Origin of the sequence: Cellvibrio japonicus Ueda107 (assembly GCF_000019225.1) — a bacterium.
In the GTDB taxonomy this organism is placed as follows: Bacteria; Pseudomonadota; Gammaproteobacteria; order Pseudomonadales; family Cellvibrionaceae; genus Cellvibrio; species Cellvibrio japonicus.
This window is the reverse complement of the sequence record NC_010995.1, coordinates 508,774-526,723: the sequence shown is the minus strand read 5'-3', so window position 1 is coordinate 526,723 and position 17,950 is coordinate 508,774. Positions and strand designations below refer to the sequence as shown.

Sequence of the window (17,950 nt, the reverse complement as noted above, 5' to 3'; positions counted from 1 at the left end):
CACAGGGGCGGGGTTCGCCCGCCAGGGGATCGTGATTAACGTGCAGCGTTGTAGAAGAATGCGTCCAGCTTGGCTTCTTCCAGCTGGTGTACCAGCGCGGCCTCCTGTTCCTCTTCGGTTTCATGCACGTCATAAGCTTCGGGCTTGATGCCCAGCTTGTTAAACAACTGCATGTCCTTGTTGGCTTCGGGATTGGGGGTGGTGAGCAGCTTTTCGCCGTAGAAAATCGAGTTGGCACCGGCCAGAAATGCCAGTGCCTGGGTTTGCTCGTTCATTTGCTCGCGCCCGGCCGACAGGCGCACATGGGATTTGGGCATCAGGATACGCGCCACCGCAATGGTGCGAATAAAGTCGATAGGGTCAAGGTCCGCCTCGCGTTCAAGCGGTGTGCCGCCCACTTTTACCAGCATGTTGATGGGTACAGATTCCGGGTGTTCGGCCATATTAGCGAGCTGTTGCAGCAGGCCAGCGCGGTCAAGCACCTCTTCGCCCATGCCCACAATGCCGCCACAGCAGACTTTCATACCCGCCTTGCGCACGTTGTCGAGGGTCTCCAGACGATCCTGATAGGTACGGGTGGTGATGATTTCGCCGTAGTACTCGGGAGAGGTATCCAGATTGTGGTTGTAGTAGTCGAGGCCGGCATCAGCCAGATCCTGCGCCTGGGCTTCACTCAGCATCCCCAGGGTCATACAGGTTTCCATACCCAGGGACTTCACGCCTTTTACCATGGCGGTGACATAGGGCATGTCTTTGCCCTTGGGCGAGCGCCAGGCGGCGCCCATACAAAAACGGGTGGCACCGCTGGCCTTGGCGGCACGGGCCTCTTCGATCACCTTTTCCACCGCCATCAGCTTTTCTTTTTCCAGACCTGTGTCATAGCGAGCCGATTGCGGGCAGTAGGCGCAGTCTTCCGGGCAAGCGCCGGTTTTAATGGAGCAAAGGGTACTGACTTGCACTTCATTGGGATTGAACCAGGCGCGATGAACACTCTGGGCCTGGAACATCAGGTCGCTGAAGGGCAGCTCAAACAGAGCTTTGATTTCGGCGCGCGACCAATCGTGGCGCAGGCCAGCCACAAAAGAAGAGGAAGGAGCAAAACTGGCGTTCATAACAGGCATCCAGAGAAAAGGCACAATGACCGCATCTTAACCGAGCGGCCCAAGCTGTCAACCTGAAAGATGAGTTGTGGTTTACTACTTCTAAAAAAACACATATCCCCTGCGGAGTTCCATACAGCAGGGATTCCGCCAACCCGGCAGTAATGGCACACTGGCGGGCGCTATATTTCACACAGTTAAAGGATATAACTGATGACAACTTCACCCTGGCTAACCCGCTTGCTGGATCACCTGCTGCCATGCCCCTGCCTGCTGTGCGATGGCGACCTGGATACCACAACCGACACCACCCTGCTGTGCCAGACCTGTGTGCAGTCACTGCCATTGCTCGACAGTTACCGCTGCCACTGCTGCAGTTTGCCCCTCGCTTCCACGGCCTACTTTTGCGGCCAATGCCTGGCTGAACCTGCCAGCTTTACGGCGAGTATTATTCCCTATCGCTATGCCTATCCACTGGATGCCCTGATCCATCGCTTCAAATACCAGCAGCAGCCCAGTGCCGGGAGATGCCTGGGCAAGTTGCTGCTCCAGCACATCCGGCAGCGCCTGGAAACCGACCCTCGCCTGCGCCCGGACCTGCTAGTGCCGGTTCCCCTGCACTGGCGCCGCCGCTGGCAACGCGGCTTTAACCAGGCCAGCTTGCTGAGCCGACAGCTTGGCCAAGCCCTGGGTATTGCGGTACTACCGATTTGTACCCGGTTGCAGCACACCCACAGCCAGAAAGGGCTGAACCGCCAGGAGCGCCTGCGCAATCTGCGCCGCGCATTTGCCCAGGAACCCAAACGGTGCCCGGCTATCCAAGGCAAACACCTCGCCCTGGTCGATGATGTGGTCACCACCAGCGCTACCGCCCGCTGCCTGAGTGAATTGCTGGTCAGGGCCGGTGCTGCCCGTGTCGATATCTGGGCCCTGGCGCGCACACCCGCGCCAGGAGAGAGCAACGGTCTATGACGAAAACCGCTTTTACGACTAAGATGACGTACTGATTACCCGGCGCACCTGTTTGAGGCGCCGGTATTGCACCGGGATTTCCTAAGGATCTTCATGAAGATTAAGCACCTCGCACTTGCCGGCCTGCTGGCCAGCACCTGCCAGTTCACCCTGGCACAAGATGTAGCCTCCTCCAGTGAACCCCCGTCTTCGGCGGCCCAACAACTCTATGCCACGGCCCAATACGACCTGTTGCAATTGCGGGTACTGCTGAAAAATGGGGATAGCCAGTCGTCGGTTGGCTCCGGCTTTTTGATCGGCACCTCAAACCTGGTGGTCACCAACTACCACGTGGTCTCGCAGATTGCCCTGGAACCGGAAACTTACCTGGGCCAATACAAAACCACCGATGGCAACAGCGGCAGCATTGAATTGCTGGCCGTCGATGTGCTGCATGATCTCGCTGTTGTGCGGGTGGATCGCCGCGGCAGTGGCTTTTTCCATATACCGCCTCAGGGCGATCTCGCCAAGCTCGACCAGGGCGAGCGGCTTTACTCCCTGGGCAATCCGCTCGACCTGGGCTTTACCATTACCGAAGGCACCTATAACGGCATCAGCAGTCGCGGTTTTTCCGACCAACTGATGTTTACCGGCCCGGTGAATCCGGGCATGAGTGGCGGCCCCAATATCACTGCCAGTGGCGAACTCGCCGGCGTGAATGTTGCCCATCGCCGCGATGGCGAGCTGGTGAGTTTCCTGGTACCGGCAAGCTATGTGCAAGCGCTGCTGGCGAAGGTCAGCGAAGACATGGTTCCACCCAAGGATTTTGAGCCGATCATTGGCGAGCAATTGCTCCAGCACCAAACAATCATGGTCGATAAATTGCTGGAGAAGCCGTTTACCCTGAAGCGCCTGGGCAGCTACCAGGTGCCCGTGCGCGAATCCGACCAGGTGCGCTGCTGGGGCGGCTCCAATAACAGTAACAAGGGCTATTCCAGTGCGAGTATCCACTGCTCAATGGAGTCGGAAATTTTCGTCTCCGGCGATTTGCAGACGGGCCATATCACCCTGCGCCACAAATACCTGCACAGCAAAAAGCTCAATGCCATGCAGTTCAGCCGGCTGGTCAGCAGTGAGTTTGGCAGCCAGGTTTACAGCACCGCCAAGAGCGACACCATCACCCCCGCCGCCTGCTATGAAAGCTTTGTACGTACCAACCAATTGCCGGTACGCGCGCTGGTGTGTAGTGAGGCCTATCACCAATTTCCCGGGCTCTATGACTTCACCCTGATTACTGCCAGCACCGATGACCCTGCGAAAAACCTGCAAAGTATGATCAATATCCTCGGGGTATCTTTTGATAACGGTGTACGGCTGGCAGAAGCCTTTCTTGCCGGACTCGATAAGGCCCCGACCACAGCGCCTCTCGATGAAGCCGTCCCCCTTGATGACGCTGCGACAGAAGAACCTCCCGGACAAACGCCTGACCCGGATCAAAATGCGCGGGAGGTGTTGCCATGAGTTTCCCCGTTTTTGTTGAAATCCTGAATCCCGACGGCAGCGTCCAGGCACGCCACACGTGTCACCAGCTGCCAATCCGATTGGGGCGCGCCTACGATAACGACATCATCCTGGATGACCCCCACACAGCACCACACCATGCCGTTATCGAGCGCAACCAACTCGATGAGTTAGTGCTCACAGACCTGGAAAGCCTGAACGGTATTAGCCATAACCACCAACGTGAAGCCTTTTTCGTCGTTAACGGCGAGCAGGCCTATCGCTTGGGACGCACCCGTTTGCGCATCCGCACGCGCGATTTCGTTGTGGCACCGGAGCAGGCGGATGATACTAACCATCATTGGGAGGGCTGGCGCCCTGCCCTGGCCGGCCTGGCCATTCTCGGCCTGAGCAGTTTGCTGGGCTCCTGGCTCAATGACCTGAACCAGCAAAGTGCCGCCGATTACCTGTTGGCCGTGATTTACATGATGCTGTTTGCCTTGGGCTGGAGCGGCCTCTGGGCCTTGTTAGGGCGCCTGTTTACCGGCCATCCACGCTTTGGTCGCCAGCTATTTATCACCTGCTGTGCGCTGGTCGCAGTCGAGCTATGGGAACATTTGCGCTCGATCATCGCCTATGCCCTGAGCTGGGAATGGCTGGCAACCTTTACATCCCCCCCCATTATCGCGCTCATAGCCGTCGCCTTTTATTTCCATCTGCGCACCGCAGGACACAAGCGGCCAGGCCGGTTAAAAATATCCCTGGTCAGCCTGACACTGGTCAGCAGTGCGATTGTGATGACCACGCAATACCAATCCAGCAAACACCTGGCCGATGAACTTTACCTGAGCAACCTGTATCCACCGGCATTGCGCCTGAGCCGCGATCAGCCGGCGGAGGCGTTTATTGACGAGATGCAGACGCTGCAGGCCAGGGTCGATGCACAGCGCAAGCCGAAAGAGAAAGACGATGACAAGGGAGAGGCGACATCAGCATCTGCCGAATCTGCCAGCTCCAGTGCCTTACCATCCGATCATTAACAGCCGTTTTCACCCAAGGAGAGCACTATGTTAAAACGCACCCTGTTTCTCGCCAAAGCTACCCTGCTCGGCAGTTGCCTGCTGGCCAGCCAGGCATTATTGGCCGCCGAATTTACCCTGGGCAGTCCCAGTATCAAACCCGAATCCACCTTGACGCTGGACCAAGTGTTTAACGGTTTTGGCTGCACCGGCAAGAATATTTCACCCGCCCTCAACTGGCGCGGCGCGCCCGAAGGGACGAAAAGTTTTGCCCTGACGGTATACGACCCGGATGCACCTACCGGCTCAGGGTGGTGGCATTGGGTCGTGTATAACCTGCCTGCCAATACCCAATCCCTGCCGGCGGGTGCAGGTACTGTGGAAGGCAAGGATCTGCCCGCTGGGGCGGCCCAGGGCCGTACTGATTTTGGCACCACCGGCTTTGGTGGTGCCTGCCCGCCGGAAGGCGATAAGCCCCACCGCTATATCTTTACCCTGTATGCCCTCAAGGTTGAAAAACTGGAAATTCCCGAAGGCGCCACAGCGGCCCTGATCGGCTATATGATCAACGCTAACCGTATCGACAAGGCCAGTTTTACCGCGTATTACAGCCGCTAGCATCCACAGCCCTGCCCCGGCCACTCGCCGGGGCATTTGCACTGGCTGCACCCCGCACCTACAATGGCGCCCCTTTTCTATTCTCTCCCCCCCACCTTTCAGGCTGACAGGTAAACCCTATGGGTAATAAAACCGCACTCTATGACATCCACCAGTCCATGGGCGGCAAAATAGTCGATTTCGGCGGCTGGGACATGCCCCTGCACTATGGTTCGCAAATCGATGAACATCACAAGGTTCGCCAACATGCCGGTATGTTCGATGTATCCCACATGACGGTGGTTGATGTGACCGGCAGCGATGCCAAGGCCTATTTGCAATACCTGCTGGCCAATGACGTTGCCAAACTCGATAACCTGGTGGGCAAAGCCCTCTACAGTGGCATGCTCAACGAACAGGGCGGTGTCATCGATGATTTGATTGTGTACAACATGGGCGACTGGTACCGCGTCGTCGTCAACTGCAGTACACGCGAAAAAGACCTGGCCTGGATGAGCCAGGTAGCAAACAACTACCAGGTCAAGCTGCAAGAGCGCGCCGACCTGGCCATGATCGCCGTCCAGGGCCCGCAGGCCATTGCCATCACCAAAACCCTGGTCAGTGCCGAAGCGGCTACGCTGATCGATAACTTGCAGGTTTTCCAGGGGCTCGCCTCCACACAACAGGGGAGCGATTGGTTTTTTGGACGCACTGGCTATACCGGCGAGGATGGCCTCGAAATTATGCTGCCCAATGAACAGGCCGGCACTTTCTGGCAAGCCCTGGCAGCCGCCGGTGTAGCACCCTGCGGATTGGGCGCGCGCGATACCCTGCGCCTGGAGGCGGGGATGAACCTCTACGGCCACGAGATGGACGAAAACATCTCTCCGCTGGCAGCCAATATGGGCTGGACTATCGCCTGGCAACCGGAGGCGCGCAACTTTATCGGCCGCGCGGCACTCACTGCGGAAAAATCCGCAGGCCAACGCCACAAACTGGTTGGCCTGGTGCTGCGCGAGCGCGGCGTCCTGCGCGCCGAACAGTTGGTGCATATCGCCAACAGCGATGAACGCGGCGTGATTACCAGCGGGACATTTTCGCCCAGCTTGGGCTATTCTATTGCTCTGGCGCGGGTACCTGTCACCCAGGTACCCCTGACACCCGGTGCCCAATGCCAGGTAGAAATGCGTGGCAAGCTGGTCACTGTCGATGTCGTCGCCCCCGGTTTTGTACGCCAGGGAAAAGCCCTGGTTTAATCCCCCGAACTCACGCAACTGCCCGTTTACAGGAAAATCACCATGAGCGACATTCGCAAAGAACTCAAATACCTCAGCAGCCATGAATGGGCACGCGTCGAAGAAGACGGCACAGTGACCATCGGCATTACCGACCATGCCCAGGATGCACTGGGTGATGTGGTCTATGTAGAAACCCCGGAAGTGGGCAGCCGCGTCAGCCTTGGCGAAGAAGCCGGCGTCGTGGAATCGGTAAAAGCCGCTTCTGATATTTATTCGCTGGTGTCCGGCAAAGTTGTAGCGGTTAACGAACTACTGCAGGATGCACCGGAAACCGTAAACAGCTCTCCCTATGACGAGGGCTGGTTCTTCCGTGTGCAGCCCGATGATGTGTCTGAGCTGGATGAAGCCCTGTCCGCCGATGAGTATCGCGAACTGCTGGAAAGCGAGGAATAACCAGCGTTACCCCCTACTAAAAAACGCGGCCCGGACCGCGTTTTTTAGTAGGGGAATCCATTATTGCGCAGCGCGAATTTCCTGCTGGATGGCACCTATCTCACGCGGCCATGGCCCCGCTTCCCGCTGCACCGATGGCAAGCTGGCCATCGCCTGGCGCGCCTGGACAGTGCTCGGGTAGCGCCCGGTAATCACGACAAACCAATCCTTACCCTGGCGTTTGCTTTTAAACATCAACAAATCTGCCTTATTGGGCTGGGCGGCAATATAGTCACGCGCCGCTTTTTCATTGCTCACACCCAATAATTGAATCGTGTAATGACTTGCAGGCCATCCGAGGATGGTGCGCTCCTGGGCACTGCCGGCCGTCGCGGCTACCGGTTTTGCAGCGGCAGCTTGTGGTTTGCTCGCAGACGGTTGGGGTTTGGGTTCAGCAGCCACCGGAACTGTTTGTGGTTTGTGCTCGGGAACCGCAACCGGTTGGGGAGGGGCGGCAACCTGGGTCGGCGCAGGCACATGTATCGCTGGCTCTTGTGGCCGTGAGCTAACGGGCAACTCGGCCAGGGGTACCACCTTATCCTCTGCAGAAGGAGCAGGAGCTAGCGCAGGCTGGGATGCCTGAGTAGCGGGAAGGCTTGGCATAATCGGTTGTACAGGCGTATCCGTGCGGGTCAGATCCACACCTGAAGATGCCACCGGCGCAGAAGCTGGAGCCGGCACGGAAACAGCAGCTGCAGGCTGCTCGCTGGAGTCTTCATCCATATAGAGGAATAACACAGCGACCAGCGCAATCAATCCCGAAATAGCCAGAATATGCATCACGGGTAAATTGCGTTTGGACACCAATGGAGCCGAGGTCTGAGTGACAACAGACTCCAGCAATCGCTCCTGGGCAGACTGGTGGATAATGCTTAACTGACCCTGGGCTTGACGCCACCAGGGATTAACCATGGACTCGGTAAAAATTTCAGGGCCCAGGTAGTCGGCCATTTCCATACGGAAATTCAGGTAATCCACCGTCTCCGCCAAGGTGAATGGCTGGAGATAAAAATCATTGAGCAGTAGGGATTCAAGATTGCAGCGATCCAGGTTATCCATCAACACCGGTTCACCAAACAGCACCAGGTGCAAACTGGTTTGCTGGGGATGTCGCTGCAACAGATCGGCGAGAAGCTGCAGAGTTTCTCCCGCCAGCAAATGGGCATTATCAATAACCACGACAGCAAGGCCATCATCCTCCAGCGGATCAACCGCCATCATATGATCCAGGCAAGCCAGCAGGCTGGTTTCCGTCGGCTCACCATCACAGCCCAAATCCAGGTCTTCTACCATGGCAGCGAGCAGTTCCCGGCTGGTCTGACCCGATTTAAGCGGCAAATAACTCAGCTTGTCATGCTCAGACAGGGAATCCATAAAACCATGGGCAACCCGGGTCTTTCCCACCCCGTAATCGCCCATCACCACCAGTAAGCTGCTGCTGAATTGGCACAGGTGCAGCAACCGATCCAGAACCTGCCGCCGCCCTGCGCCGGTAAATAGCGGGAAACTGTAATCATCAGAGAATGGATCTTCTGCAAGGCCATAGCGCTGACGATAATCTGCCAACAGTTGTGAGTGATGATCTGCAGATTCATCAAACAGGCTGCCTTGATACTGGCCAATGGAAGGCTCCAGAATCCGGCTGTCGGCCTGTGCCCTGAGAGGGGATTCCAGTGTCATGATGCTAGCCTCGCTCGCTGCAGTGGATATCAGGCGCCTGCCCGGCAGGCAACAAAAGTTTGCTGTAGTTGATCGGGATTGATGTCACTGGTGGTAATCGCTTTCCCCATGGATTCCAGCAGTACCAGGCGCAACCGGCCATCAAGCACTTTCTTATCCACCCCCATCAGGCTGGTGAACTGCTCAGGCGTCATATCCGCCGGGGCTTTGGTCGGCAATTTTGATCGCTCCAATAAGCTCAGGATACGAGCCAGCTCACCATCACTGATAGCGCCACGGCGCCAGGATAAATCAGAAGCCATGGCCATGCCGGCGCCAACGGCTTCACCGTGCAGCCAATTGCCATATCCCTGGGCAGTTTCTATCGCGTGGCCAAAGGTATGGCCGAAATTCAGGATGGCTCGCAGCCCCCCTTCACGTTCATCCTGAGCAACAACATCAGCCTTGTTTTCGCAGGAGCGCTTGACCGCATAAGCCAGGGCATCCATATCGCGCGCCATCAGGGCATCCATATTTTGTTCCAACCACACAAAGAAAGGGTAATCGCCTATCAGTCCGTATTTGATGATTTCAGCAATACCGGCGGAAAGCTCTCGCTCCGGCAAAGTACGCAACAACGCCATATCCGCTAACACAGCCTGGGGTTGGTAAAAAGCGCCAATCATGTTTTTACCTAACGGATGGTTAACACCCGTTTTACCCCCTACCGAAGAATCGACCATAGACAACAGCGTGGTTGGGATTTGGATAAAATCGACACCGCGCTGGTAGCAAGCCGCTGCAAACCCGGTCATATCACCAACCACCCCGCCGCCCAGGGCAATCAGTGTTGTAGTACGGTTGTGACGCGCCCCAAGAAGCTTGTCGAAAACCTGGTTAAGTACCGCCAGTGTTTTATATGCCTCACCATCAGGTAACACACAGGTATCAACCTGATGGCCGGCCAGCGATTCCTGAACAGGCCGCAAGTACAAAGGTGCAATCGTTTCATTGGTCACTATACAAATCTGACGCCCCTTGATGTGGCGGTGCAACAATTCACCCTGCGCCAGTAAATGCTCGCCTATATAAATCGGGTAGCTGCGATCACCAAGATCAACATTCAATACATGCATCGTCATACGGGTACCAAGACTGCGGAATCATCAGGAAGGGATATAGAAACGCCGCTACTCTAGCACAAAGCCGGGTGGAGATATAAAAAGTGGGGCCTATATAAGCTTGATTATCAACAATAAACTCGCCAATACAGCATGCAGGTAAATCAGGTGAGGCCCCGATTCTTAACCAGTGCCGCGATTTCCTGAGCAACAGACTTCGGGGGACGGCGATCCGTATTAACGATCACATCAGCCGCATCACGGTAGAGAGGGTCACGCAGTGTTACCAGATCAATAATTTTTTGTCGTGGATTTTCAACCTGCAGCAGAGGCCGCTTTTTATCCCGGGCAGTGCGCTCCACCAATTGGTCGATAGACGCCGTCAGATAACACACATACCCCGATGACTTCATCAACTGGCGATTCAACTCGCGTAACACTATGCCGCCACCAGTGGCAATTACGCTGGCCCGCTCTTCTGCCAATTCACTCAAAACAGCAGACTCACGCTCGCGAAACCCCTCTTCCCCCTCCATATCAAAAATCCAGGGGATATCAGCACCCGTGCGCTCTTCAATAACACGATCACTATCGCGAAACACAAAATCAAGCTCGGCCGCAAGCAGGCGGCCGATAGTAGACTTGCCGGCCCCCATAGGGCCGACAAGGAAAACGTTGGATTTAGACATTTAATTGGTGAGTGAATCTGCAATAAGTTTGGGGGTAACGAAAATCAACAGTTCGGTTTTGAATTGGTTATCAACTGTTCTCTTGAAAAGTCGACCAAGATAAGGAATATCACCAAGCACTGGCACTTTACTCTCACCCTTTGTTGACTCAAGTGAAAACACTCCACCGAGAACAACAGTTTGACCATTATTCACCAAAACCTTGGTTTGAAGGCGTGTTACATCTAAAGATGGAACTCCTTGCTGGGTAATCTCCCCTACAGAGTCTTTGGTAACAAATAAATCCATAATAATGCGATTATCAGGCGTGATTTGTGGCACTACCTCCAGCATTAAAACAGCCTCTTTAAAACCAGTAGTGGTACCACCGCTTGGCGATGTCTCCTGATATGCAATTTCTTTTCCCGACTTAATTACTGCCTTCTGCTTGTCAGAAGTAATTACCTTCGGCTGGGAAACAATCTCAGCATATCCGGATGTTTCAAGAGCACTGAGTTCCATATCCAAAAAGACACTATCAGTAAGAACACCAACAGCAATAGATCCAGCAGGATTATTAACCGGGAGGTTTACCATGTTATTTTCTGTAAGATTCAGAGTTCCACCATTAGTAAACCAATTCGCCGGGCTGGTTCCATCCTCATCATCCAAACCTGATTGAGAGCCGGCAACATTAATTAATCGTGAATTATTAAGATGGTAGCCAGCCCCTCCCCAACGAATACCCAACTGACGTTCAAAATCCGTATTGGCTATCACGATACGGGACTCAATCATTACCTGACGGATTGGTATATCTATCTGTTCAACCAAGCGTCTAAAAGCTTCAATACGATCTGCAGTATCCGTGATGATAATTGAGTTAGTGCGCTCATCAACTATACCTTGTCCTCTTTCAGACAACACACTACCTGTTGATTGATTACCGCCCTGACCACCAGCACTAGCACCACCTCTTCCAGAGCCAGCCCCCTGGCCACCGCGAAACAACTCAAACATTTCTTTGGCATTCGCATAGCGAACACGAATGTATTCGGTGCGTAACGGAGCTAATTCTTCCAGTTGCTTTTTAGTTGCAATCTCTTGGCGCTCACGTTCAGCAATCTCTGCAGCAGGTGCAACCATCAGTACATTTCCAACCTGACGCTTATCTAAACCTTTGTTTTTAAGTACCATTTCCAAGGCCTGATCCCAAGGAACATTTTGCAAGCGCAATGTAATACGTCCCTGTACAGTGTCACTTGCCACCAAGTTCAAATCTGTAAAATCGGCAATAATTTGTAAAACGGCACGCACTTCTATGTCCTGGAAATCAAGAGAAAGCTTCTGACCGGTATATTCAAAATCTTTTTTCTTCTCTTGTTTTTCACGCTCAGTAAGCGGCTTTATACTCACCACATACTCATTATCTGTTTGATAAGCAAGATAATCAAAATCACCAGAGGCACTGATATTCAAAACAGAATTTTCGCCATCCTGAGCAGCAGCCACTAAAGACACCGGAGTTGCAAAATCTACAACATCCAGACGCCTACGCAGTTCTGGTGGCAACCATACATCTTTGAAAGATAAACGCACACCAGTACCAGTTCCTACCATATTTGCACTTACTTTAGGATTAGACAGGCTAACAATAACCCGCCCCTCACCAGTTGCACCTCTGCGGAAATCGATATTAGTGACTCTTACGCCCTTAATAGAGTCCTGTGCCGATAGGCCTCCAGAAGCATTGGAAATAAGCCCACTACCATGCTGAGCATTAGACTTTGCGCCCCCCACTTGAGCAGCTCCGACCTCAACAATAAAACTATTGCCATCAGTACGTGTTGTATATGTCGAAAGCTGGTTTAAATTTAAGATTAATCGAGTACGGCCTTCACTGGCCAACAATAATGCACTTTGGCCATTATCAACTGCCAGTGGGAAACGACGCTCTTTCAAAGAGCTGCTTGTGTCGGGAAAGTCCAACACAATACGAGCTGGGCGCTCTATCGTATAGCCTTTAGGTTCAGGAGGAACTGAATCGAAGCCTATATGTACCTCAAATCGCTCACCGGGCAACTGAGAGAAATCTATTTTATTTATACTGTTAGCATTCGCCAATGCTGATGCAAAACAGACTATCAAGATGGCTATTTTTCGCATATTCAACCCCGATGAGAATAGAGCATCCATTTCCACTTATTCCTTTTCTTCTAATTTGATAATTCTTGGACGTTCAACCCAACCACTAGATCCATCGGCAACTATTTCCATAATCTCTATTTGCATTAAGTCCGCAGAGATAATTTTTCCGTGGTTTTTTCCCAAATAATTACCAATTGTTGCAGGAACAACACTTCCTTCACCATTATCAATCAGTGCCCACAATTTATCTTCTTTGGAAATACTACCGACCATTTTCAAAGAGGTGACATTGAAGCCCTCAAGGAATTCTTTGACACGATTAAAATCAGGAGACACCGATCTGCCCCCCTTAGCTGCTGATTCATCAACAGGAACTGGCTTTTCAAAGGGGCTTCTTAGAGTCATAGCACTATACACAAAAGGCTGATAGGGTCTGAAAGTAGGTAGAGGCTCAATCTGCCCTTTAGGTCTACGCTTGGTTTCTGCCATGAAATCCTGCAAATCCTGATACTGACCAGACTGTCCACACCCACTCAACAAGAAAAGGGCAAGAATACACGCTAAGCTGCACAACCTCATTTAATCTGCCCTCCAGCTCTGACCGCCGTAGAACCGCCATCTTGCTCTTGCGTCTTATATCTATAAGTCTTTGCAGCAATCTTCATATTAAGACCGCGATCATCCTTGAGCGAACTGATCGTAAAATCATGCAACGTCACAATACGCGGCATTCCAGCAACCCCACTCACAAACCCGCCCATATCGTGATAGCCGCCTTTTACATCAATTGCGATTGGCACCTCAATGTAATATTCCGCAACCACATCCGGTTGTATAGCAACGCTGTTAATTGTCAAACCGCTTTCACTACCCCGTGTTCCAATATCTTCCAGCAACCCTGGCACTTCTGTCTTGGCAGGCAAGCGAGACAGTAACGAATCGAAGGTAACCTTCATTTCTTCCATTTGTGCTTTATAGGCATCCAGATTGGCAGCCTCAAAACTTTTGGTCTGGAAAGTTTGGCGAAGCGTCTTTTCCTTAGCTTCGACACTTGCCAATTGCATATTAAGGTCACTTATCTTCAAGTAGTACGTCAGTGCGATAACAATAACAACCAGCAATGTACAAACAGCTATTTTCGCCGGTAATGGCCACACGCCGATTTTGTCAAAATCGATATCATTAACATCGAATTCGTTTAATTTATTAATGGAGTCTTGTAATGACATTATTTTGCCGCTCCTGTAGAAGTACTCGCAGCTGCAGGATCAGCATCAGCTGGTGCTGATGTTTGCACTGTCATTTTGAAACTACTGGCTTGTTCTCCTTCAGAGGGGGCAGCCGTTACCGATGTCAGGTTGGGAGAAGCAAACCAATCTGATGCATCCAGGTTGCGCATAAAACTGGCAACACGGTTATAGGACTCAGCAACACCTTCGATCGTAATAGCCGATCCCTTTTTATCAACCATAGTGACATAGACGCCATCCGGTACTGCTTTAGCAAACTCATCAAAATAGCGAACAATGACAGGACGGGTTCCTTCAAGGTCTTGAATAACCTTGATCCGTGCCAACAAGTCATCACGCACTTTTTTCAGTTCGCTGATTTCCTTAACCTGCTCATCCAGTTTTTTAATTTCCTGATCCAAAAGGCGATTGCGTGAATTTTGGTTGTCAATACTGGCTTCTACGCTGCTAATCCACAGATAAGCCCCTAAAACTGACAAACCAAGTACAAAACCAATAACCACAAGAAACTCGCGCTTCTTTTCCTCGCGATAGGCCTGGCGCCAGGGCAATAAGTTTATTTTAGCCATTAGTCAAAACTCCTCATTGCCAGACCGGTAACAATCATTAATGAAGGAGCATCAGTAGCCAGAGAGACCGCATTAACACGAGAGGAGACCGACATACGCGCAAAAGGATTGGCAACTACCGTTTGAGTTCCCAGCTTTTCCTCAATCAAACCAACCAAACCTTCCAGAGACGCAACACCGCCGGCGAGGATGATGTAATCCACATCGTTATATTGGCTAGCTGAGAAAAAGAACTGGAGTGAGCGGGTAACCTGCTGTACGACAGCATCCTTGAATGGGTTAAGCACTTCCATTTCATAATCATCGGGGAGACCACCCTGCTTTTTAGCCAGGCCGGCCTCTTCACGCGACAAACCATAACGTCGCTGGATTTCCTCTGTCAGCTGGCGCCCACCAAATAATTGTTCGCGGGTATATACCGTCTTGCCATCAACCAACACACTGAGTGTGGTCATGGTGGCACCTATATCAATAATTGCTACCACCTGGCCTTCCTGGTCCTCAAGCTGCTCGGCAATTAATTCGAATGCCCGCTCCATACAGTAGGCTTCAATATCCACCTTCTCTGCAAGCAAGCCGGACTCGGCTAGCACCTGTTCGCGAACTTCAACGTTTTCACGACGACAGGCTGCCAGTAAAACCTCTACCTGTTCAGGGTTGCGCGGGGATGGCCCCTGAATTTCAAAATCCAAGGCAACCTCTTCCAGGGGAAAGGGTATATATTGATCCGCTTCGGCCGCAATCTGGCTTTCCATCGCATCTTCATTCAGCTCAGCAGGCATATCGATCACCTTGGTGATCACCGCCGAACCCGCCACGGCCACCGCTGCATGCTTTAGCTTGGTCTTGGATTGCTTGACCATGGTGCGAATGACTTCAGCGACAGCAACCGGGTCTGCAATATTTTTTTCAACCACCGCATTGGGTGGAAGGGGTTTTACGGAATAGGATTCAACACGATAGCGGTCTCCGCTACGCGTGAGCTCTAACAGCTTTACCGACGTGGAACTGATATCCAGCCCAATCACCGGCTTCGCCTTTTTATCTAGGAAACTTAAAATGCCCATTTTTCTATCTATTTCCGTAACTTAGACGTAGTTTATGTTATAGCACTTTAACTTAAGCCTGCAACAAACCGATGAATATGTAAACAACTAAAAAGCCCGTATAATGCCGGCCTTCCGAAGCGTCTTCGCTAACCCATTAATTCACATAGAAAAAATGCCTAGCATGAAATCCCTTTTCCGCGTCTTTTTCTGGCTGTTACTGTCTGGTCTGAGTGTTACCTTGGTGGCATCAGCAGGGCTTTATCTATATCTGAGCCCCAAACTGCCCCCGGTGGACAGCCTCAGGGAAGTTAAATTACAGACTCCGCTCAGGGTTTATTCAAGCGATGGCAAACTGATTGGGGAATTTGGTGAACAGCGTCGCACGCCGCTGAAGTACGACCAGATACCACCGCTCTATATAAAGGCACTATTGGCCGCCGAAGATGCAGAGTTCTTTGAACATCATGGCGTTTCTCTCCGCGGGCTGGTGCGAGCAGGTTCACATTTATTGAAATCAGGTCAGATCCAATCGGGCGGAAGTACACTAACTATGCAATTGGCGCGTGATTTCTTTCTCACTCGCAAGCAAATCTTCTCACGCAAGTTTAACGAAATCCTCTTATCCATTGAAATTGAACGAAAATTTACCAAGGAAGAAATCCTCGAATTATTCAACAATAAAATGTTCTTCGGGAACCGCGCCTATGGCCTCCAGGCCGCCGCCCAGATCTATTACGGCAGGGATGTTCAGGATCTGAGTGCCGCCCAATACGCCATGATTGTCGGTGTACTTAAGGCGCCCTCCGCCTATAACCCCCTGGCCAATCCCAAACGGGCGATGATCCGCCGCGACTGGATTTTGGGACGGATGCACAAACTGAACTACATCGACCAAGCCACTTACCAGGCAGCCATCAATGAACCCAATACCGCGAGTTACCACGGCACCACACTGGATGTAAATGCACCTTATGTGGCTGAAATGGCCCGCCAGGAAGCATTGGATCGCTTTGGTGAAGCCACCTATATCGATGGCTATAGGGTGTACACCAGCGTTGACAGTTCCCTCCAGGCTGCCGCCCAAACAGCACTGATCAGGGGCTTGATGGATTACGATCAACGCCACGGCTATCGCGGCCCCGAGCGTCATTTGAAACCCTCTACCGACCAGGACTATAACGATTGGCTGGACGAGCTCCAGACCATTCCTGTATTGGGAGGCCTCCTTCCTGCTGCGGTATTGGAAGTTAAGCCGCGTGAAATCAAGGTCTTGCTCAGCGACAGCGACATTGTGGAGCTGACCTGGGAGCAAGGCTTTGAAAACCTTCGCCCCTATTTGACAGAGGACAGCCGTGGCGCTGTGTACAAAGCCGCTACCGAATTCCTGAAAACGGGCGATGTGGTTCGTATCATCAGAGATGCCGATGGCAACTGGCGCTTCAACCAGGTGCCGGCTGTACAGTCTGCACTGGTGGCCCTGGATCCTGTCGATGGTGCGATCCGCTCTCTGGTGGGAGGCTTCGACTTTAAACAGAGCCACTTTAACCGTGTGACACAAGGTGCACGCCAACCGGGATCATCATTCAAGCCCCTGTTATACACCGCGGCACTGGAAAACGGCTTTACACCGGCATCTATTATTAATGACGCGCCTATCGTGATTGAGAATACCGGCTCAGGGGTTGCCTGGCGCCCTGAAAACGACGATGGCAAATTTGTCGGCCCTATGCGCCTACGCCAGGCGCTTTATCGCTCGCGCAACCTGGTATCCATACGTTTGTTACGCGCTATCGGCATGCAAAATGCGCTGGACAGCCTGGAGCGTTTTGGCTTTAACAAGCGCGACTTCCCACGCGACCTTACCCTGGCACTGGGTACCCACGAGTTAACTCCCTTGCAGATGGCAACCGCCTATGCGTCTTTTGCCAATGGCGGCTTCAAGGTGACGCCTTATCTGGTTACCCGGATTGAGGACAGCAACGGCCGTATTGTGTACGAAGCCAACCCACAAAAAGTCTGTCGCAGCTGCGCACAACCCAATCAACCAGAGCTGGATGAAACCGGACAAGCCGCGCAGCCAGTCACGGTAACCAATGCAGCACCGAGAATTATCGACGAGCGCATTGCCTACCTGATGGATTCCATGTTGAAGGATGTGGTTGAAAAGGGTACAGGACGCCTTGCAAAACAGCGGCTGGAGCGCAGTGACCTGGCCGGGAAAACCGGTACCACCAATGGTCCACGCGACACCTGGTTCGCCGGTTATAACCCCAAGATGGTTGCCACTGTCTGGGTCGGGTTCGACCAGAACACGCTGCTGGGCCGCCGCGAGTTCGGCAGTTCGGCAGCATTGCCGATCTGGATCGATTTTATGCGGGCAGCCCTGGAGGGCATGCCTGAGCAACTGCGCAGGCAACCTGAGGGCATTGTCACGGTAAGAATTAACCCGGATACCGGAAAGCCGGCCCAATCCGGCGATCCGGATGCGATCTTCGAGGTGTTCCTGTCAGAAGACCGGGGCCGCACCGCTTCCAGCTCGCTGGAGGAAACCGAACAGGCAACCCTGCCAGAGGAGTTGTTTTAGGGCCG

General features: G+C 52.8%; 16 protein-coding genes. 7 read left to right on the top strand and 9 right to left on the bottom strand.

Features of this window, described 5'->3' with window-relative positions:
* Nucleotides 1-35: 35 nt before the first annotated feature.
* Nucleotides 36-1,112 (bottom strand): biotin synthase BioB, encoded by a 1,077-nt coding sequence (gene bioB / locus CJA_RS02095; protein WP_049765384.1) that lies wholly within the window; start codon nt 1,110-1,112, stop codon nt 36-38.
* A gap of 201 nt (nt 1,113-1,313) precedes the next feature.
* On the opposite strand from bioB, the gene CJA_RS02090 reads away from it, so the two are divergent.
* From CJA_RS02090 to gcvH, 6 genes are all read left to right on the top strand, one after another.
* Entirely contained in the window at nt 1,314-2,072 is a 759-nt protein-coding gene (locus tag CJA_RS02090) for a ComF family protein (protein WP_012486107.1), read from the top strand.
* 93 nt (nt 2,073-2,165) lie between these two features.
* The gene (locus tag CJA_RS02085; RefSeq protein WP_012486106.1) at nt 2,166-3,572 is read left to right on the top strand and encodes a S1C family serine protease; all 1,407 of its coding nucleotides are present in this window, start codon (nt 2,166-2,168) and stop codon (nt 3,570-3,572) included.
* The gene (locus CJA_RS02080) at nt 3,569-4,591 is read left to right on the top strand and encodes an FHA domain-containing protein (protein ID WP_012486105.1); all 1,023 of its coding nucleotides are present in this window, start codon (nt 3,569-3,571) and stop codon (nt 4,589-4,591) included. Before CJA_RS02085 ends, CJA_RS02080 begins: the two co-directional genes overlap by 4 nt.
* A 27-nt stretch (nt 4,592-4,618) precedes the next feature.
* Nucleotides 4,619-5,188 carry a YbhB/YbcL family Raf kinase inhibitor-like protein gene (locus tag CJA_RS02075; RefSeq protein WP_012486104.1) on the top strand — a complete coding sequence of 190 codons (570 nt, stop codon included), beginning with the start codon at nt 4,619-4,621 and terminating at the stop codon, nt 5,186-5,188.
* Nucleotides 5,189-5,307: 119 nt separating this feature from the next.
* Nucleotides 5,308-6,423 (top strand): glycine cleavage system aminomethyltransferase GcvT, encoded by a 1,116-nt coding sequence (gene gcvT / locus CJA_RS02070; RefSeq protein WP_012486103.1) that lies wholly within the window; start codon nt 5,308-5,310, stop codon nt 6,421-6,423.
* Between the two features lie 42 nt (nt 6,424-6,465).
* On the top strand, nt 6,466-6,858 hold the full coding sequence (gcvH, locus tag CJA_RS02065; protein ID WP_012486102.1) for a glycine cleavage system protein GcvH: 393 nt from the start codon (nt 6,466-6,468) through the stop codon (nt 6,856-6,858).
* A 60-nt stretch (nt 6,859-6,918) separates the two neighbouring features.
* On the opposite strand, the gene CJA_RS02060 is transcribed toward gcvH, so the two are convergent.
* From CJA_RS02060 to CJA_RS02025, 8 genes are all read right to left on the bottom strand, one after another.
* On the bottom strand, nt 6,919-8,577 hold the full coding sequence (locus tag CJA_RS02060; protein WP_083766814.1) for an SPOR domain-containing protein: 1,659 nt from the start codon (nt 8,575-8,577) through the stop codon (nt 6,919-6,921).
* A gap of 29 nt (nt 8,578-8,606) precedes the next feature.
* Nucleotides 8,607-9,692, bottom strand: a complete 1,086-nt coding sequence (gene aroB / locus CJA_RS02055; protein ID WP_041550928.1) for a 3-dehydroquinate synthase — start codon at nt 9,690-9,692, stop codon at nt 8,607-8,609.
* A 149-nt stretch (nt 9,693-9,841) separates the two neighbouring features.
* Nucleotides 9,842-10,366: a shikimate kinase AroK gene (gene aroK, locus CJA_RS02050; protein WP_012486099.1), complete on the bottom strand. Its 525-nt coding sequence runs from the start codon at nt 10,364-10,366 to the stop codon at nt 9,842-9,844.
* Nucleotides 10,367-12,541, bottom strand: a complete 2,175-nt coding sequence (locus CJA_RS02045) for a type IV pilus secretin PilQ (RefSeq protein WP_238526854.1) — start codon at nt 12,539-12,541, stop codon at nt 10,367-10,369.
* A 6-nt stretch (nt 12,542-12,547) separates the two neighbouring features.
* Nucleotides 12,548-13,072, bottom strand: a complete 525-nt coding sequence (locus tag CJA_RS02040; protein ID WP_012486097.1) for a pilus assembly protein PilP — start codon at nt 13,070-13,072, stop codon at nt 12,548-12,550.
* Nucleotides 13,069-13,722 carry a type IV pilus inner membrane component PilO gene (locus CJA_RS02035; protein WP_012486096.1) on the bottom strand — a complete coding sequence of 218 codons (654 nt, stop codon included), beginning with the start codon at nt 13,720-13,722 and terminating at the stop codon, nt 13,069-13,071. The genes CJA_RS02040 and CJA_RS02035 overlap by 4 nt, the downstream gene beginning before the upstream one ends.
* Nucleotides 13,722-14,312: a PilN domain-containing protein gene (locus CJA_RS02030; RefSeq protein WP_012486095.1), complete on the bottom strand. Its 591-nt coding sequence runs from the start codon at nt 14,310-14,312 to the stop codon at nt 13,722-13,724. The genes CJA_RS02035 and CJA_RS02030 overlap by 1 nt, the downstream gene beginning before the upstream one ends.
* Nucleotides 14,312-15,379 (bottom strand): pilus assembly protein PilM, encoded by a 1,068-nt coding sequence (locus CJA_RS02025; RefSeq protein ID WP_012486094.1) that lies wholly within the window; start codon nt 15,377-15,379, stop codon nt 14,312-14,314. Before CJA_RS02025 ends, CJA_RS02030 begins: the two co-directional genes overlap by 1 nt.
* A gap of 154 nt (nt 15,380-15,533) precedes the next feature.
* Here CJA_RS02025 and CJA_RS02020 point away from each other — a divergent pair, with 154 nt between their 5' ends.
* A complete protein-coding gene (locus CJA_RS02020) occupies nt 15,534-17,945 on the top strand; it encodes a penicillin-binding protein 1A (protein ID WP_049765383.1) in 2,412 nt (803 codons plus the stop codon).
* The last annotated feature ends 5 nt before the right edge of the window (nt 17,946-17,950 follow it).

What these genes read in the sequence shown, in the direction of transcription:
- CJA_RS02040 (WP_012486097.1), bottom strand. Translation starts at nt 13,072, where the DNA reads ATGAGGTTGTGCAGCTTAGCGTGTATTCTTGCCCTTTTCTTGTTGAGT.
- CJA_RS02030 (WP_012486095.1), bottom strand. Translation starts at nt 14,312, where the DNA reads ATGGCTAAAATAAACTTATTGCCCTGGCGCCAGGCCTATCGCGAGGAA.
- gcvH (WP_012486102.1), top strand. Translation starts at nt 6,466, where the DNA reads ATGAGCGACATTCGCAAAGAACTCAAATACCTCAGCAGCCATGAATGG.
- CJA_RS02060 (WP_083766814.1), bottom strand. Translation starts at nt 8,577, where the DNA reads ATGACACTGGAATCCCCTCTCAGGGCACAGGCCGACAGCCGGATTCTG.
- CJA_RS02080 (WP_012486105.1), top strand. Translation starts at nt 3,569, where the DNA reads ATGAGTTTCCCCGTTTTTGTTGAAATCCTGAATCCCGACGGCAGCGTC.
- gcvT (WP_012486103.1), top strand. Translation starts at nt 5,308, where the DNA reads ATGGGTAATAAAACCGCACTCTATGACATCCACCAGTCCATGGGCGGC.
- aroB (WP_041550928.1), bottom strand. Translation starts at nt 9,692, where the DNA reads ATGCATGTATTGAATGTTGATCTTGGTGATCGCAGCTACCCGATTTAT.
- bioB (WP_049765384.1), bottom strand. Translation starts at nt 1,112, where the DNA reads ATGAACGCCAGTTTTGCTCCTTCCTCTTCTTTTGTGGCTGGCCTGCGC.
- CJA_RS02090 (WP_012486107.1), top strand. Translation starts at nt 1,314, where the DNA reads ATGACAACTTCACCCTGGCTAACCCGCTTGCTGGATCACCTGCTGCCA.
- CJA_RS02085 (WP_012486106.1), top strand. Translation starts at nt 2,166, where the DNA reads ATGAAGATTAAGCACCTCGCACTTGCCGGCCTGCTGGCCAGCACCTGC.
- CJA_RS02020 (WP_049765383.1), top strand. Translation starts at nt 15,534, where the DNA reads ATGCCTAGCATGAAATCCCTTTTCCGCGTCTTTTTCTGGCTGTTACTG.
- CJA_RS02075 (WP_012486104.1), top strand. Translation starts at nt 4,619, where the DNA reads ATGTTAAAACGCACCCTGTTTCTCGCCAAAGCTACCCTGCTCGGCAGT.
- CJA_RS02035 (WP_012486096.1), bottom strand. Translation starts at nt 13,722, where the DNA reads ATGTCATTACAAGACTCCATTAATAAATTAAACGAATTCGATGTTAAT.
- aroK (WP_012486099.1), bottom strand. Translation starts at nt 10,366, where the DNA reads ATGTCTAAATCCAACGTTTTCCTTGTCGGCCCTATGGGGGCCGGCAAG.
- CJA_RS02045 (WP_238526854.1), bottom strand. Translation starts at nt 12,541, where the DNA reads ATGGATGCTCTATTCTCATCGGGGTTGAATATGCGAAAAATAGCCATC.
- CJA_RS02025 (WP_012486094.1), bottom strand. Translation starts at nt 15,379, where the DNA reads ATGGGCATTTTAAGTTTCCTAGATAAAAAGGCGAAGCCGGTGATTGGG.